General features: G+C 69.7%; 12 protein-coding genes. 8 read left to right on the top strand and 4 right to left on the bottom strand.

Going from position 1 to position 16,934, the window contains the following annotated elements; translation table 11 throughout:
- Window positions 1-39 precede the first annotated feature (39 nt).
- On the top strand, window positions 40-567 hold the full coding sequence (locus JIG36_RS09535; protein WP_203375649.1) for a TetR/AcrR family transcriptional regulator: 528 nt from the start codon (window positions 40-42) through the stop codon (window positions 565-567).
- Here the strand turns inward: JIG36_RS09535 and JIG36_RS09540 are convergent.
- A complete protein-coding gene (locus tag JIG36_RS09540; protein WP_203375650.1) occupies window positions 538-3,843 on the bottom strand; it encodes a helix-turn-helix transcriptional regulator in 3,306 nt (1,101 codons plus the stop codon). The genes JIG36_RS09535 and JIG36_RS09540 overlap by 30 nt on opposite strands.
- A gap of 94 nt (window positions 3,844-3,937) precedes the next feature.
- Between JIG36_RS09540 and JIG36_RS09545 the strand changes: the two genes are divergently transcribed.
- Window positions 3,938-4,720, top strand: coding sequence for a class I SAM-dependent methyltransferase (locus JIG36_RS09545; RefSeq protein ID WP_203375651.1), 783 nt, complete (start codon window positions 3,938-3,940; stop codon window positions 4,718-4,720).
- On the opposite strand, the gene JIG36_RS09550 is transcribed toward JIG36_RS09545, so the two are convergent.
- Window positions 4,707-5,723: a LacI family DNA-binding transcriptional regulator gene (locus tag JIG36_RS09550; RefSeq protein ID WP_203375652.1), complete on the bottom strand. Its 1,017-nt coding sequence runs from the start codon at window positions 5,721-5,723 to the stop codon at window positions 4,707-4,709. The two genes, JIG36_RS09545 and JIG36_RS09550, sit on opposite strands and share 14 nt — an antisense overlap.
- 213 nt (window positions 5,724-5,936) lie before the next feature.
- Between JIG36_RS09550 and JIG36_RS09555 the strand changes: the two genes are divergently transcribed.
- The 6 genes from JIG36_RS09555 to JIG36_RS09580 all read left to right on the top strand — a co-directional run bounded on the left by JIG36_RS09555 (window position 5,937) and on the right by JIG36_RS09580 (window position 15,228).
- Entirely contained in the window at window positions 5,937-7,286 is a 1,350-nt protein-coding gene (locus JIG36_RS09555; RefSeq protein WP_236046201.1) for an extracellular solute-binding protein, read from the top strand.
- A complete protein-coding gene (locus JIG36_RS09560) occupies window positions 7,283-8,212 on the top strand; it encodes a carbohydrate ABC transporter permease (RefSeq protein WP_203375653.1) in 930 nt (309 codons plus the stop codon). The genes JIG36_RS09555 and JIG36_RS09560 overlap by 4 nt, the downstream gene beginning before the upstream one ends.
- Entirely contained in the window at window positions 8,209-9,054 is an 846-nt protein-coding gene (locus tag JIG36_RS09565) for a carbohydrate ABC transporter permease (RefSeq protein ID WP_203375654.1), read from the top strand. Before JIG36_RS09560 ends, JIG36_RS09565 begins: the two co-directional genes overlap by 4 nt.
- Window positions 9,051-10,547: an arabinosylfuranosidase ArfA gene (arfA, locus tag JIG36_RS09570; RefSeq protein ID WP_203375655.1), complete on the top strand. Its 1,497-nt coding sequence runs from the start codon at window positions 9,051-9,053 to the stop codon at window positions 10,545-10,547. Before JIG36_RS09565 ends, arfA begins: the two co-directional genes overlap by 4 nt.
- 9 nt (window positions 10,548-10,556) lie before the next feature.
- The gene (locus JIG36_RS09575; protein ID WP_203375656.1) at window positions 10,557-11,567 is read left to right on the top strand and encodes a molybdopterin-dependent oxidoreductase; all 1,011 of its coding nucleotides are present in this window, start codon (window positions 10,557-10,559) and stop codon (window positions 11,565-11,567) included.
- Between the two features lie 136 nt (window positions 11,568-11,703).
- Window positions 11,704-15,228: an NB-ARC domain-containing protein gene (locus JIG36_RS09580; protein ID WP_203375657.1), complete on the top strand. Its 3,525-nt coding sequence runs from the start codon at window positions 11,704-11,706 to the stop codon at window positions 15,226-15,228.
- On the opposite strand, the gene JIG36_RS09585 is transcribed toward JIG36_RS09580, so the two are convergent.
- Together JIG36_RS09585 and JIG36_RS09590 are read right to left on the bottom strand one after the other, a co-directional pair.
- On the bottom strand, window positions 15,199-16,326 hold the full coding sequence (locus tag JIG36_RS09585) for a TIR domain-containing protein (RefSeq protein WP_203375658.1): 1,128 nt from the start codon (window positions 16,324-16,326) through the stop codon (window positions 15,199-15,201). The genes JIG36_RS09580 and JIG36_RS09585 overlap by 30 nt on opposite strands.
- 3 nt (window positions 16,327-16,329) lie before the next feature.
- Entirely contained in the window at window positions 16,330-16,932 is a 603-nt protein-coding gene (locus JIG36_RS09590) for a hypothetical protein (RefSeq protein WP_203375659.1), read from the bottom strand.
- Between the last annotated feature and the right edge of the window lie 2 nt (window positions 16,933-16,934).

Below are 16,934 nucleotides of genomic sequence, written 5' to 3' on the forward strand. Positions count from 1 at the left end.
GCAATTAGGATCGTGTGATCCCCACGACAAGGAGGGCTCATGGCGGGCCGCAAGCGTGATCCCCGGGCGCAGGCTGCGGCCCTCGCCGCGGCCGAGGAGCTGCTGACCGAGGTCGGCTATCACAGCGTGACCATGGAGAAGATCGCCGAACGGTCCGGCGTCGCCAAGATGACGCTGTACCGCTGGTGGCCCAACAAGGCCGCGATCGTCACCGACGCCGTACGGGCCAAGCTCGCCCCCACCGCCGTCCCCGACACCGGCTCCCTGGCCGACGATCTCCACACCCAGCTGGAGGCCTTGCTCGGCACGCTGACCCGCTACGGCGACGCAAGCGTGGTGGCCGGCGCGATGAGTTCCCGCGGCGAGGCGGGCCGGGCCGACCTGCGCGACATCCTGCACCCGTGGCTCGAGGGCCTGGTCACGATCCTCGAACGCCACCGGAGCGCCGACTTCCCGGCCGAACTGACCGCGCAGTCGTGGGTCGGCTACGTCCTCTACCGCGTCGTCTTCCTGCAGGAGGAGGTCAGCGCGCACGACCTACGGACCCTGGTCGCCCCCGCCCTCTGACCCCAGGGCGGCGCCCAGGTCGCGGCGGGAGGCGATGCCGAGCTTGTGGTAGGCGTGCGCCAAGTGCGTCTCGATCGTGCGCCGGCTCAGCACCAGCCGCAGCGCTATCTCGCGGTTGGTCAGCCCGCCGGCGGCCATCCCGGCGACCTGCTGTTCGGCCTCGGTGAGCGCGGCCGGCCCGTGGATCGCGGCCCGGCGAGGTCGCGCGCCCGCCGCGTGCAGTTCGGCCGTGGCCAGCCGGGCCAGCCGGTGGGCACCTCCCGCGGCGGCGACCTCGAGCCCCGTACGCAAAGGAACCCGCGCCGCCTCCCGCCGACCCGCCCGCCGCAGCGCGCTTCCGAGCGAGACCAGCCCGTACGCCCGAGCCAGCCGTTCCGGCGTCCCCGCGCAGACCTCGACCGCCCGCTCCAGAAGGGACACCCGGCGCTCCCGGGCCGCCACCGTCGCCGCCACCCGCAACGCGTGGCTCAACGGCCCCGGCGCCTCCGCCCGCTCGGCCACCTCGAGGTGCTCCCAGGCGTGCTTCTCGGCCGCCGCTCCCGTGGCCCGCAACGGCGCGACCAGATCGGCCCGCCAGGACGCCAGCCCCGGGTGCCGTATGCCCATCTCGTCCCACAGCCGTCCCGCCGCCCGCAGATCGGCGATCGCCTGCTCGGGCCGCTCCTGCGCCCACCGCAGCCGCCCGCGACTCTGCAGGAACATCGGACTGCTGAGCCCGTACGGGGAAGGCTCGCCCGGAAATGCCGCCGCGATCAGCGCGTCGGCCTCGGTGAGACGGTCGGCCTCGACCAGGGCGTCGACGAGCGGGCAGAGCGCGAACAGCAACCCCTCGGACGGCGTGTTGCTGCTCAGCTTGAACTCGACCGCGGTCCGCGCGTCGGCCACGGCCTCGGTGACCAGCCCCGCCGGCAGCACGGCCAGCGACCGCAGGAACCGCCCGTGCGCCACCGTGCTGATCCACCCCCGTGCTTCCGCCGCGTCGGCCACCCGCTCGCTCATGGCCCGGGCCGTGTCGAGATCTCCGTTGGCGATCAGCGCCAGACCCGCCACCGTCGGCAGCACCGAGTCGTCTTCGCCGGCCAGGACTCCGCTCTCCAGCAGGGGCCGCAGAACGGCCAGGTTGTCGCGGGCGGCCCGACCGGCGAACGTGTCTTCGATCGCCACGATGACCCGCCACAGGGGGAGTTCCGGCGGGTCGGAGCGGCATCGTTCCACATAGGCCCGCACCATCGGCTTGGTGCGGCTGTCCATCCCGCCCGCTCCCGCGATCTCCGCCTCGAGACGGGCGATCGTGGCCGCCGGCATCGTCCGGATCGTGCTGCTGACCGGCATGCCACCCTCACCTCCCTCGTGCCGAACCGTTGGGTGCGCCCAGATTAGGGCCTCGGCGACCCCGCCCCGCGAGTTATCCACAGAGGAGCCGCTGTCCGTTTTGTCCACCGCGGCGTTATCCACAGGCTGCGGCGCAAGATCCTTGACAAGCCGGTAGCTTGGGCCCGCCCCCTGGTCGGGTGGGGTGGGGGAGTTGGGAGCTATGTCGGCTGGAGCGGGGTGGGGAGCCATGTCGGCTGGAACGGCGTGGGGAGCTATGTCAGCTGGGAGGGCACGCCCGGGAGCTGCGTCGAGCAGGGTGGGCTGGTGAGCCAGGTCGGGTGAGGCGGGGTGGCTGGGTGCCAGATCCGCTGAGGTGTCCGCCAACCCGAGTCGGCAGACCGCGATCGCCGTCGCCCCGTGCGCGCTGATGGCCAGGGCCCGCCCACAACGCAGGGCGGCCTCGGCCCGTGCCGCCGGGTCGGTGATCCGCGCGACCGCCTCATAGGCGAGCGCCGGCGCCCCGTCCTGACGGACCGCGGCCAACGCGAGCGCCAGATCGAGCCGCACCGCGGCATCGACGACCGGATCGCCGGGGGGCTCCTCCAGGGCTCGCCGTAAGTAGGCGGCTGCGCTTTCCGGCGCTCCTCGCCCGGCCGCTCTCGCCGCGGCGGAACGCAACAGCGCAACGACGTCGGCCCGGCCCGCCGGCTCGGCCCGCAGCAGATGCACCGCCGTACGCTCCGGGTCGGTTCCGCGCACCGCCAGCAGGTCGGCCGCCCGCGCGTGCCAGCGGCTGCGTTCGGCCGCCCCGAGGCGCTGCATCAGGGCCGAAGCGATCATCGGGTTGGCCGGCGCCCAGACGTCCGGGGCCAGGATCCCGGCCGCCCGCAACGCATCGGCGCACATCGCGGCCCGGTCCGGGCTCAGCCCGGCCAGCGACGCGGCATCCCCGAGACGAGCGGCCGTCCGGAACCCGTCCGCGGCTGGGCTATCAGGAAGACGGGCGTCCAGGGCGTCGGGCAGACGGGCGGCCGGGGCGTCGGGAAAGCGGACGACCGAGGCGGCCGGGGCGTCGGGAAGACGGGCGGTCGGGGCGTCGGGAAAGCGGACGGCCGAGGCGTCCGGGGTGTCGAGGAAGCGCGCCGCCGGGCCGAGCACGGCCAGGCCGGTAGCCAGCCCGGCGCACCCTTCCGGCATCCGGGAGAGCCGCAACGAAACCCACCGCGCGACCTCGTCGGGGCTGACCGCCGGCGCCGACCGGCCGTCCGAGTGGGCGGCCAAGGCGGTCAACAGATACGGATTCCCCCCGCTCGCGGCGTGGCACGCGGCCAGAAAGGACTGCGCGGCATCGGGGAACCGGGAACGCAGCAGCGCCGACGACGTCGCCGGAGCGAGCGGACCCAGGGCGACCACGGTGCCCGCCATCAGCTCGCCGAGCACCCCGGAAGCCGCATCGATGGTCAGCACCACCGTCAGCGGCAGCTCGTCCACACGCCGGGCCAGCGCCGCCAGCCAGTGCTGGGAGGCGATGTCGGACCAGTGCGCGTCGTCGACCACCAGCACGGCCGGGTTGCGCGCCGCCACCGCCGCGGTCAGGCAGAAGAGGCCGTGGGTGGCCGCGTACGGGCTGTCGAGCGGTTCGCGGCCGGTCAGCACCCGCTCGCCCAGCGCGGCCGGGCCGCGGCACAGGCCGGGCCAGCCGGGGCCGGCCTGCAACGGCGCGAACGCCTGCCGGGCCAAGCCGAACGGGTAGTCCCGATCGAGCGGACCGGCATGCGCCCGCAGCACCGTCAGGCCCCGCTCGTGGGCGCGGGCGACCACCGCCGCGGCCAGGGTGGACTTGCCGATCCCGGCGTCGCCGGAGACCGTCAGCAACTGTCCCGAACCGCCGGCGGCCGCGTCGAGCCCACCGGCCAGCACGGCCAGCTCGGCTTCCCGCCCCACGGGCTGGGTTCGGATCATGCGTACGCCAAATCTCGGTAGAGGCTCCACGATGACCCCGCGCGGCGCCCCGGGCCAGCCTGAAGGCACATGCCCGACAGTCGAGGGGGACAGCATGAGCAGGTACGTCATGGGCCGCACGGCCGAGGAGCACGAGCGGTTGCGCCGGCAGGCCGCGATCTGGCAGCAGGCCACCGGCCGGCTGCTCGACCTGGCCGGGCTGTCACCGGGCGACCGATGTCTGGACGTGGGCTGCGGCACCGGCGCGGTGATGGAGTTGATGGCCGAACGGGGTGGCCGGGTGACCGGAATTGATCTGGACGTGGAGCTGGGGGAGAAGGCGGCCGCCGCGGCCGGGGGAACGTTCGTGGCGGCCGACCTGGAGGCCGACGACGACGCGGTGCCGCCGGAGAGCTTCGACCTCGTCTACGGCCGGCTGATCCTGTTGCACATGAACGACCCGGTCGCCGCCCTGCGACGCATGTGGCGGTGGGTCGCTCCGGGCGGCAAGCTCGTCGTGCAGGACTACGACATGGACTCGGCCGAGGGGTTCCCGCCGCTGCCCGCGCTCGAGGAGTGGCGGCGGGTCTTCCTCGGGGCCTACTCGGCCGCCGGTCGTGACTACCGGATCGGCACCCGGCTGCCCGCGATGTTCGCCGAGGCCGGGATCGGCCGGCCCGACATCACCGACATCGCCGGCAAACTCGGGACGGTGGCCGACACTGCGCCCATGCTCGCCGCGACCTACGGCAGCATCGCGCCGCTCGCCCTGGAGCAGGGCCTGATCACCGAGGAGCAGCGCGCGACGTTCGGAGCCGAGATGCAGGACACGATCCGGCAGCATCCCGACCACACCGTCATGTGGCCGCTGCTGATCGGCGCGGTCAAAATCCGATAGTGCTCTGCCGCGGGATCAGCCGATGGGCGGCGCGGATTTCCTTCCCGGGGAGGGGTTCCGCGCTGCCCATCCGCATGACCAGGCGCTCGACCGCGGTCCGGGCGATCGCGCCCTTGTCCGGTGAGATCGTGCTGATCGTGGGCCGCCCGTACCGCCCGTCCTCGATGTCGTCGTAGCCGATGATCGCCACGTCCTCGGGCACGCGCAGCCCGTGCGCGAGCAGCGTGTGGACGGCCCCCGAGGCGACCAGGTCGCTGTAGCAGAACACGGCGTCGGGCGGGTCGGACCGGTCGAGCAGCGCCGCCATCGCGGTCGCCCCGTCGATCCGGTTGAAGCGGGCGGTCCCGATGATCAGCGACTCGTCCACGGTCAGGCCGGCCGCGGCGTGGGCGGCGCGGAATCCCCTCGTACGCAATTGGGCCGCCTCGCCCGTCGGGTAGGGCTGGTCGCCGATGGCCGCGATCCGTCGCCGTCCGATTTCGATCAGATGCGCGACGGCCTCGGTGGAGGCGGCCACGTCGTCGATGCCCACGTGGTCGAAGGTGCCGTCCGACGTCCGCTCACCCAGCACGACCAGGGGCAGGGCGGGATCCCGTACGGAAAGATCGTCTTGGGAGAGGCCGAGCGGACTGAAGATCATGCCGTCGAACAGCAGCTGCCGTGCCCCCCGCCCGACCAGCGAGGACTCGTGCGCGCGGTCGCCGTCGGTCTGGTCGACGAGCACGTTGTAGCCGGCCTCGCGCGCCGCCGGGATGATCGCCTGCAGCAGCTCGGAGAAGTACGGGGTGTCCAGATAGGGCACCACCACGACGATCTGGCCGGAGCGGCCGTTGGCCAGGTTGCGGGCGAGCACATTGGGCCGGTAACCGAGCTCGGCGATGGCGCGTTCGACCTTCTCGCGGGTGGCGTCGGTGACCCGGGCATAGCCGTTGACCACGTTCGAGACCGTACGTGGCGAGACGCCCGCCAGCTCGGCGACATCGCGCAGCGTAGTTTCCCGCATCGATTGCTCCCCATCCCTTGCCAGGACCCCGTGCGACGGAGCATAGTCCTTTGCAGCGCTGCAATCGCTTCTCAATACTCTCGAAACCGGCGAGTGTGCTCTCCCCTCACCCTCCTCGGCATCCCACCCATAGCGCGTCGCGGCACGAGCCATCTCACGCTCGGTGATGGTCGCTGCCCTAGGAACGACGCGCGATGATCACGGAGGCCAGGAATGCGCAAGGTATCCGTCACGCTGCTCTGCCTGACCGTCGCGCTGACGACGGCCGCCTGCGGCAGTGACGACGACAGTGGCGGCAACACGGCCGCCAAGCCCACCAACTGCACGAACAAGGTCGTCCACGAAGAGGCGCCCCGGGTGCTCGTCTGGGCGTGGTACCCGAACATGGCCAAGGTCGTCGACAACTTCAACAACCAGCACACCGACGTCCAGGTCTGCTGGACCAACGCCGGGCAGGGCCAGCCCGAGTACGAGAAGTTCCAGACCGCGATCTCGGCCAAGAAGGGCGCGCCTGACGTCATCATGCTCGAGGCCGACCAGCTCGTCGGCTTCGAGATCCAGGACGCCCTGGTCGACCTGGCCCCGTTCGGCGCCAACGACGTGAAGAAGAACTTCAGCGAGGGCGCGTGGAAGGACGTCTCGCAGGGCGACGCGGTCTACGCGATCCCGGTCGACGGCGGCCCGATGGCGCTCATCTACCGCACCGACGTCTTCGACAAATACCAGATCAAACCCCCGAAGACCTGGGACGAGTACGCCGCGTCGGCCGCGAAGGTGAAGGCGGCCGGTGGCCCGGTGTTCGGCGACTTCGGCAGCAACGTGCCCGCCGTGACCACCGCCCTGATGATCCAGAAGGGCGCGGTGCCGTTCGTCTACGACCTGGCCGACAAGCAGAACATCACGATCAAGCTGGACGACCAGGCCACCAAGGACGTGCTGACCTACTGGGGCGAGCTGGCCGCCAAGGGGCTGGTCGGCAAGGAGGACCAGTTCACCACCGACTACATCGCGGGCATGGTCGGCGGCAAGTACGCCACGTACGTCTCGGCGGCGTGGGCGCCCGGCTATCTCACCGGCTCCGGGGTGGGCGCCGGCAAGGACAAGGGCAAGTTCGCGGTGGCGCCGCTGCCGCAGTGGGATCCGGCCAACCCGGTCTCGGTCAACTGGGGCGGTTCCGCGTTCGCGGTCACCTCGCAGGCCGCCGACAAGGCCCTGGCGGCCAAGGTCGCGATGGGGATCTACGCCGACGAGGCCTCGCTCACCGACGGCTGGAAGACGCAGACGATCTTCCCGCTCAACCAGGGCGTGCTGACGTCCGACGAGTTCGTCAACGCCAAGGTCGACTTCTTCAACGGGCAGACGGCCAACAAGGACATCTACATCCCGGCCGAGAACGCCTACAAGGGCGCGGTCTACAGCCCGTTCACGGTCTTCTACTACGCCCAGCTGCAGGCCCAGATCGTGAAGATTCTCGGCGGCAAGACGTCCGGCGCGCAGGCCGCGACCGACCTGCACAACCAGATCGTCGAGTACGCGAAGTCGCAGGGTTTCACGGTGAAATGACGATGGCCGTCACGCTCGAGGCGCCGCCGGTTGTTTCTGCGGTTCGGACAAAACGCCGCCATAAAAAGACCGGCTGGCTCTTCATCCTCCCCTTCCTGATCGTCTTCGTCGCGTTCCTGCTGGCGCCGCTGCTCTACGCGGGATATCTGAGCCTCTACACGAAAGGACTGGCGACCGGCACCACGTTCGCCGGGTTCGACAACTACACCCGCGCGTTCGGCGATCCGTCGTTCCGCAAGGGCCTGTGGTTCGTGCTGAAGTTCAGCGCGGTCGTGATTCCGCTCCAGATCGTGGTGGCGCTCGTCGCCGCCCTGGTGCTCGACGAGGTGACCGGCCGGCTCGCGCGCTTCAGCCGGCTGGTCATCTTCCTTCCGTACGCGATCCCGGTCGTTCTCGGCGCCCTCATGTGGGGCTTTCTCTACAGTCCGAGTTTCGGCCCGATCGAGCAGATCGCCACCGCGTTCGACGTCCGGGCGCCGTTCCTCCTGAGCCAGGGCAACATCTTCTACGGCCTGCTCAACGTGGTGACGTGGCAATGGTCCGGCTACTACATGATCATCATCTATGCCGCGCTTCGGGGCATCGACTCGTCGATCTATGAGGCGGCCCGGATCGACGGGGCGAGCGCGCGGCAGATCGCGTTCCGCATCAAGGTGCCGATGGTGTCGTCGGCGCTCGTCCTGATCCTCATCTTCTCGCTGATCGGCACCCTGCAGTTCTTCACCGAGCCGCAGATTCTCGGCCCGATCGCGAACGGCTCGGTGACGCCCGACTTCACGCCCAACATCTACGCCTACTACCTCGCGTTCCGCTACGCCCAGTTCAACTACGCCTCGGCCATCTCGTTCTCGCTCGGGTTTGTGGTCTTCCTGGTCGTCGCCATCTTCATGGTCGCCACCCGCAAGCGGGGGAGTCTGTTCACATGAGACCCCGTCACGTAGGGGCCAAGCTCCTTCTCCTCGCCCTCTGCGGCTATTTCCTCGTCCCGGTCTGGTGGCTTCTGGTCGCCAGCACCAAGAACGCCGAGGGCCTGTTCTCCGGGTCCGGGGCGTTGTGGTTCAACGGTTTCCACCTGGTCGGCAACCTGCGCGACCTGTTCACCTTCAACAACGGCGAGTTCGTACGATGGCTCGGCAACTCGGTTCTCTACGCGCTCGCCGGCGGCATCGGTTGCACCGTCATCTCGGTGCTGGCCGGATACGGGTTCGCGAAATACACGTTCCGTGGCCGCAATCCGGTCTTCGCGCTCGTGCTCGGATCGGTGATGGTGCCGTTGACGGCGCTGGTGATCCCGACGTTCGTGCTGATGTCGAACGTCGGGCTGATCGACACGATCTGGGCGGTGATTCTGCCGTCGCTGCTCAGCCCGTTCGCGGTCTATCTGATGCGTGTCTACGCGGCGGCCTCGGTGCCCGACGAACTGCTCGACGCCGCCCGCATCGACGGCGCCGGGGAACTGCGCACCTTCGTCCGGGTCGCCCTGCCCCTGATGCGGCCCGGCGTGATCACCGTGCTGCTGTTGTCGATCGTCACCACCTGGAACAACTACTTCCTGCCGCTGACCATGCTGTCGAGCTCGAAACTGTTCCCGCTGCCCGTCGGCATCGGCCTGTGGACCCAGCTGGCCAGCTCGAACAACGCCGGCGGCCAGTCCCTCTGGAACCTCATCATCGTCGGTTCCCTCGTCTCGATCGTCCCGTTGATCGTCGCCTTCCTGACCCTCCAGAAATACTGGCAGGGCGGCCTGGCCGTGGGGAGCCTCAAATGACCCGGTCCGCATCCCTCACCCTCGATCCCGCGCGCACGGTGGCGCCGGTTTCCCGCCGTACGTTCGGCTCATTCGTCGAACACATGGGGCGCTGTGTCTACGGCGGCATCTACGAACCCTCCCACCCGACGGCCGACGCGGACGGCTTCCGGCAGGACGTGCTTTCCCTCGTACGGGAAATGGGGGTGTCGCTGGTCCGGTATCCCGGGGGCAATTTTGTCTCCGGATACCGCTGGGAGGACGGCATCGGACCCGTCGCCGACCGCCCGGTGCGACGCGATCTGGCGTGGCACAGCCTCGAGACCAACGAGGTCGGCGTCGACGAATTCATGCGCTGGGCCGACAAGGCCGGGGTCGAGGTCATGTACGCCCTCAACCTCGGCACCCGGGGTGTGTCCGAAGCCCTGGACGTGCACGAGTATCTGAATCAGCCCGAGGGCACGTTCCTCGCCGACCGGCGCGGCCGGAAGCCGTACGGGATAAGCATGTTCTGCCTCGGCAACGAGATGGACGGCCCGTGGCAGACCGGCCACAAGACCGCCCACGAATACGGGCGACTGGCCGCCGAGACCGCCCGCGCTCTGCGCTCGGCCGAACCGTCGCTGGAGCTGATCGCGTGCGGCAGTTCCAGCTCGTCGATGCCCACCTTCGGCCATTGGGAGTCGACCGTTCTGGAACTGGCCTACGACACCGTCGACTACATCTCGGCCCACGCCTATTACGAGCCGGTCGACGGCGACATGGCGTCGTTCCTGGCGTCCGCGGTCGACATGGACCATTTCGTCGACAGCGTGATCGCGACCGCCGACAGCGTGGGCGCCCGCCTCAAATCGGCCAAGCGCATCAAAATCTCCCTTGACGAATGGAACGTCTGGTACCTGTCCCGTTTTCAATCCGCCCCCACCCCGTCCGAATGGGAGGTGGCGCCCCGGGTGATCGAGGACTGCTACAACGTGGCCGACGCCGTGGTGGTCGGAAGTCTGCTGATTTCGCTGTTGCGTCACAGCGACCGCGTGACCGCCGCCTGCCAGGCCCAACTGGTCAATGTGATCGCCCCCATCCGCGCCGAATCCACCGGACCGGCCTGGCGCCAGACGACGTTCCACCCTTTCGCCCTGACGTCCCGCCTGGCCCAGGGATCGGTGCTGGACGTCGACATCGCCTCACCCACGTACGCGACCACGCGCTTCGGAGAAGTGCCGGTGCTGGACGCGGTAGCCACCTATGACTCCGCTTCCCTCACCGTTTTCGCCGTCAACCGGAGCCAGGACGAGCCGACCGAGCTGACGTTCTCCCTGGCCCCTTTTCCAGGCACGTGGCAGCCGGCCGATTCGTGGCTGCTGTCCGACGCCGACCTCACCGCGACCAACACCCAGGAGGCCCCCGACCGGGTCGTTCCCCAGCCTTTGACCATCGAACTCGACGGCGAAACCGTCCGCGTCAGCCTGCCCGCGGTCTCGTGGGCCGCGATCCGATTGACGCCGGCGCGCTAACGTTCGGCCATGCGGGTAAGCCTGCGCAGCCGGCAGGCCGGGCGGCGGGTCGACCTCGTGCTCGGCCTGCTGCTGATGCTCGGCGTGCTCACCGGCGTCACCGCCAACACGATCGGCGTCAACTGGCCGCTCGACCTCATCCAGCTGCACGCGGCCGCGGCCCTGGCCATCCTGCTGCTCGCCCCGTGGAAATACGTGGTGATCCGCCGGGGCCTGGGCCGCACCCGCCGCCGGCGCCCGACCAAGGCCCTGTCCCTGACGCTGCTGGTGTTCGTGCTGACCACCATCGGTTCCGGCCTGCTGCACTCGACCGGCCGCGTCGAGTTCGTAGGCCCGCTGACCCTGATGCAGATCCACGTCGGCGCGGCCGTCGGCGCCGTGCTGACGCTGCTGGCCCACTTCCTGGGCCACGCCGTACGCCCCCGCCGCACCGACGTCGACCGCCGGGCCCTGCTGCGCCTGGCCATCCTCGGCGCGGGCGCCGCTACGGCCACCGCGGTCTGGGACACGTGGGCCGCAACCTCGCGCCGTTTCACCGGTTCCATACCCAAGCCAGGGCCCGAGGTCACGTCCTGGTTCAACGATGGCGTCCAGCGCATAGACCCCACCAAATGGACCCTGCGCGTCGGCACCGCCACCTTCGACCTGGCCAGGTTGCGGTCCCTCCCACACGACCACTTCACCGCGACGCTGGATTGCACGAGCGGCTGGTACAGCACCCAGTCTTGGGCCGGCGTACGGCTGAGCACGCTGCTCTCCGAGGCCAACGTCCCCACGGCCGGCCGGCGTTCGGTGGAGGTCCGCTCAGCCACCGGTTACACCCGCTGGTTCGGCGCCGACACCCTCGACAACGTCTGGCTGGTGACGGCCATGGCCGGAGCCCCACTGTCATACGGCCACGGCTACCCGGCGCGCATCGTGGCCCCCGGTCGTCGAGGCTTCTGGTGGGTCAAGTGGGTCTCGTCGATAGAGCCTTCGGCTCGCCCACCGTGGGCCCAGTCCTTCTTCCCCCTCGACTGATCCCGCCGATGGAGTACCACCTCAGGGTGATGCCTCGAACGGGGTGCTGACTTCGGGGGCGGTCTGCGATTACATGAGTCCCGCTATGGGCGGCAGGCGGGCATCTCGATGGTCATCGCCTCCTGCCATAGCGGGGATGGGCGCCGCCGTGGCGGCGCTGTCCGGCGTATCGATCAACGCGGCCACAGGTTCACCAACCGGCTGGTTCCCGACGATGGACGAATACGCCCTGTGGTGGCTGGTGGTTTCCACCGTCCTGGTCGCCGGGGTCACTCTGCTGGGAATGGGGGCGCAACGTCGGCGCGAATCCGGGCCCACACCGGCACGGCAACGACTGGCGTCCTGGGTGGAGGATCGGCCCGCCGAGGTCGGCGTGATCGTCGACGCGCTGCGGCGCCCCGGCACAGTCGGGATCACGACGGCACTTCACGGCGCGGGCGGATTCGGCAAGACAACGGTGGCCCAGCTGGTCCGCGCCGACGCCCGGATCCACCGCCGTTTCGCGGGCCGGGTGCACTGGGTGACGCTCGGCCGGGCGGCCAGGCGCGGAGCGCTGGTCGAAAAGGTCAACGACCTTATCCGGCAGCTCGCCCCCGAACAGGCCCAACCTTTCACCGATGTCCGCCGTGCCGCCGAACAGCTGGCCGCAGTGCTCGCGGACGGCCCCAAACGACTCCTCGTGCTCGACGACGTCTGGTTCCCCGATCAATTGGCCGCATTCCCCGTCGCGGGTCACAGCGCGCGGCTCGTCACCACCCGCAACGCCACTCTGGTCGAGACCGAGGGAGTCCATGTCCACGTCGACCAGATGTCCGATGCGCAGGCGCGACGGGTGTTGACCGCAGGACTGCCTCTGGTCAACCCCGTGCTGATTGACGGACTGCTGATCGAAACCGGCCGCTGGCCGCTCCTCTTGCGCCTGACCAACAAGATCCTCATCAATCAGTTACGTTTTCAGTCCGACCTCGGTGCGGTCGCTGCTGGTCTGCTGGCCCAGTTGCGCCGCGAGGGCGCGCTGGGTGTAGATCGGCTCAGCGGAATAGCTGTCCGCAAACTGGATCTCGACGACCCGGAGCAGCGGGCGGCCGCTGTCGCCTCCACGCTCGAGGCCGGAATCGGACTGCTCGATCCTCTCGATCGACGGCTATTCGCTGAGCTGGCCGTTTTCTCCGAGGACGAGACCATTCCCGTACGGCTGGTGGCCGCGCTCTGGAAACTCGGCGAAGCGGAAACGACCGTGCTGTGCGTGCGTCTCGCCGACCTCGCCCTGGTAACGCTCGAGGCAACCGCCGAGGGCGGCACCCTGGAGATGCACGACGTGGTGCGCGACTACCTGCTGGCGGAATTGGGCGCCGATCGAGTGCGCGATCTGCACGGCGCCCTGCTCGACGCGGCCGCCGCCGAACTGCCGTTCACACCGGCCGGGGCCGTGGCGTGGTGGCGGATGCCGGTGTCGCTCGGCTATCTCTGGGACCACCTGATCGAGCATCTGCTGGCTGCGGGGAGAGATACGGATGCCGAGGCCACAGCCTGTGCCTTCTCCTGGGTCGAGGCCCGGATGGGGATGTCCGGTCCGCTGACACCCCTCGCGGATCTTGGATTGATCAACTCGCAGCGGGCCGGTGACTTTCGGCGTCTCCTGGAACGAACGGCACATCTGCTGGGCCCCACCGAACCGGAGTGGTCAGGCCTGGACATCTTCTACAGCCGGATGGCGCACCACCCGGTGTGGGGCGCGCAAGCGCGAGCAGCGGCGACGCGGCGCCGGGTGCCGGGAATGGTGACCGACTGGCCACTTCCCGACCTGCCGGCAACCGCGCTCCTGCGAACCCTCATCGGTCATACCGGAGCCGTAAGCGGCCTAGCCATTGCGCCCGACGGTAGTTGGCTCGCGTCGGTGGGGGAGGACCACACGCTGCGCGTCTGGGACACCTCAACGTGGAAGGTGCGCCGCTGTTTCTCGATGTTGCCGGCGAAGTCTTTCCGAAAACCACGCAACGTTCCTCTCCTCTCGTCCGGCACTGTGGTGATCTCACCGGACGGCGGCCGGCTCGCCGTCATCGGCCCGGATGGCACCTTCCAGGTCTGGGACCCGCACGGCGGGCGCAGAGTCCGGAGTCATGCGCTTCCGGACGGCTGGACGAGAAATCTCGCTGTCTCGCCCAGCAGCGCGTGGGTGGTGGCGTCCCGCGACCATGACATCCTTACCTGGAACCTGGGTAGTGGGAAGCGGGGGATGTGTCCTAATCCGGGTGGCGGTTGGATCCGGGTCTTGGCGATAGCACCGAATGATCGCTGGCTCGCTGTCGCCGACGACCACACCATCCGCATCCGCAACATCAGGACAGGCCGCCAACTTGCCATGCTGGAGGTATCCTCGGCGCCGATCTGGCTGAGGATCGCGCCCGACAGCCGATGGCTTCTCTACGCCTGTGGTGACCGGATACACCGCTGGGACCTCGGTCGCGACGGCAACTCCGGGGTGGTGACCGACCATATCGGGGAGACCACGCTAGCCGCTCTGCCGACAGGCGCCACCTGGTTCGCGGTTGCGGGCACGGATCGGACCACTCGCTTGCTAGATGCCCGCGATGGCTCGGAACGCCTTACGCTCACCGGGCACAGCGAACGGATTACGGCTCTGGCGGTCGCGTCGAACGGCGGCTGGATTGCCTCCGCCGGCCGCGACCGGACGATCCGGATCTGGGACACCACTCCTCGAGACGCATCCGAGTCGGCGAGACCGGTCAGACCGTCCATCACCGCGCTGGCGTTGTCGTCCGACGGGTCGTCTCTGGCCGTCGCGGATACGGCTGACCGGGTGGGAATCGTCGATCCGGTCAGCGGAAGGGTCCGGGCTGCCTTGGGCCTGTCCCTTCGGCCTGGTCGCCCGATCGAGGCGATCGCGTGGGATGGAGAGCGGATCGTCGCCGCGAACGATGATGTGGTTGTGACCTGGGACCACTCCGCCTCTGCGAGCACGAGAACTGCCGTGCCGGAAGGAAAGGTCTGGGCGATCGGTGGCGACGGCGCTTGTTATGTCTCCGGCGAATCCGGTCGTGTGCGCCTCCGAGAGCCGAGTAGTGGGCGTCCGTTCGGCACCATGAAAGTCGGCGCCGAGCGGATCGTCGCGGTCGCGATGTCACCGGACAGCAGGCGGATCGCCTTGGCAAGTTACTGGATCCAACCGCGGCGGCACCGTAGAGCACGATCGGTTGTCGAGATCTGGAATCCGTTCACCAGGAACAGACTGGCCCGGTTCACGAGCTCGGCGGCGATCATCAGGATGGCTCTTACCCCAGATGGAGGGCGTCTGCTGGTGGCCGGCCCGTCCGGAAGCATTCGAGTTCTCAGTGTGCTCAACGGTCGCCGACGGGCCGAACTCGCCGGCCACACAGGTGCCCTCACGGCCGTGGCGGTCAGTCCGGATGGCGCCTGGCTGGCCTCGGCCGGCGAGGACATGTCGATCCGGATCTGGGATCTGGGGGAACGGCGGACGGTTGCGGTCATGCGCCTCGAACAGCGGATCAACACCTGCGTATGGACCCTCGACGGGAGCGCCCTGATCCTGGGCGGGAGCACCGGACTTTGCCGCTTCTCGTTCCGGCGTGGCCGGCCCTCCGGGTCGAGCTCAGGTGCGGCGGGGAAGGGGGGAGCGTAACGCCTGCACCAGGCGGTCGAAGTCTCGTGGGGCCCGTGACGGGTCGGCGAGGTTGAGGGTGGTCAGCTGGTCGAGGCGGACCGGGACGTTGTCGATGGGCTCTATGAGCACCGGCAGGAGGCGGTAGGAACCCTCCTGGACGCCCAGCGACTGCGCCAGGACGTTTTCGAAGTCGGCCTCGTGGTCGGTCAGGTAGGCGCGCGACAGCACCAGCAAAGTTCGCTTGGCCGTACGGATCCCGCGTTCCGCGTTCACGATGTGGGGGACACCGGGGTCGCCCGAGTCGCCGGAGACGGCCACGCGCAAGCCCGCCCGTTCCAAGCGCGGCACCAGCACCTCCCACACCCAACCGGCGTCGGGGGTGCGGTCGGCGTAGCTGACGTACGCGTCGTAGCGGAAGCCCTCGTCGTCGCGCGGGGCGGCGGTTGCGGCCGTGGGGCGGGCCACCGGGAAGTTCTCCTCCAGCCTGGCCTCGAAGACCGGGTGCTGGCCGGGATGGTCGCGGGTGACGCGGGGCTGCACGTACTCGAACAGGTCGAAGATGCGGATCTGGCCGTCGTCGCTGGGGGCGGCGCCGCGCAGGCCGGCCAGCAGGTGTTCGGTGAAGAGGCTGTTGGGGCGGCCGGGCAGCACGTGGGAGAGCTCGTCGGCCCGGGACGACGCCATGACGGCCCGGCCGGAGGCGAGCCGCGTGTAGAAGGCAGCGGGGAGACGGCCGATTGCGCCGGCGTGGCAGCAGTCGAGGACAACGAGCACGTTGGTGGCGGGGATCGACCGCACCGCGGTGGCGAACTCGTCGGCCGCGATCGCCGTGCGGGACAGGCGGCGAGGGTCGGAGCCGGCCAGCAGCAGGTGGTCGGCGGCGCCGTGGCCGGAGAAGTAGATCAGCGCCGGGCCGGCCGCCATGTGGTCGAGGGCGGCCAGGATCGAACCGCGGGTCGCCTCCTCGTCGACCAGCAGCGTCACCTCCGAGGGCGCGTACCCGCCGTCGACGATCGCGTCCCGGACGTCGCGCACGTCGTTGCGGACGGCCGCCGGGAGTGCGGGGAACCGTTGGTAGCCGGCGACCCCGATCACCAGGGCCCGCGATTCCGTCACCGCCTACTGCTCCCGGAAGTTGCCGATGAACTCGTACGTGGCCGAGGGCCGCGACTCGCCCTGGACCCGCAGGGTGGCGGCGACGAAGGCGGCGCTCGCGTTCTGCCCGGCCGCGCGGCGGTTGGACCGGCTGCCCGAGCGCAGACGGGCGACCCCCTGGGTGACCCGGATCTGCCCGCGTGCCGGTCCGCCGCTGCGGGAGACCCAGGTGTCGTACCGGTTGAACCGGACCGTGCTCCGCACCCCGAACAGCACGTCGGCATCCCCGAGGGCGGCCGCGGAGTCGAGCGGGCCGATCCGGAAGGTCAGGCCCTCCTCGCCCTCGGACTCGTCCGCCTCGGCGTCCCGGTCCTCGGCCTCGACCCGGTCGGGCAGGTGCACGATCAGGAAGCCGGCCTCGATGTCCTGGACCGACGACTGGTGGTCGGCCACGCCGATCGTGCCGGGTTCGCTCACCTCGATGTGCAGCGTGTACTGCCGGCCCTGGCTCTCCAGGTGGTGCTGGGCGCGCGAGACGATGCGGCCCTCCTCGGTCACCGGCGGGTCGAAGACGACCGGGCGCATCTGCAGGAGATCGTCGAGCACGTCGCGGGTTTCATCGGTCATCG

This window comes from Paractinoplanes ovalisporus (assembly GCF_016834655.1).
GTDB lineage: Bacteria > Actinomycetota > Actinomycetes > Mycobacteriales > Micromonosporaceae > Actinoplanes > Actinoplanes ovalisporus.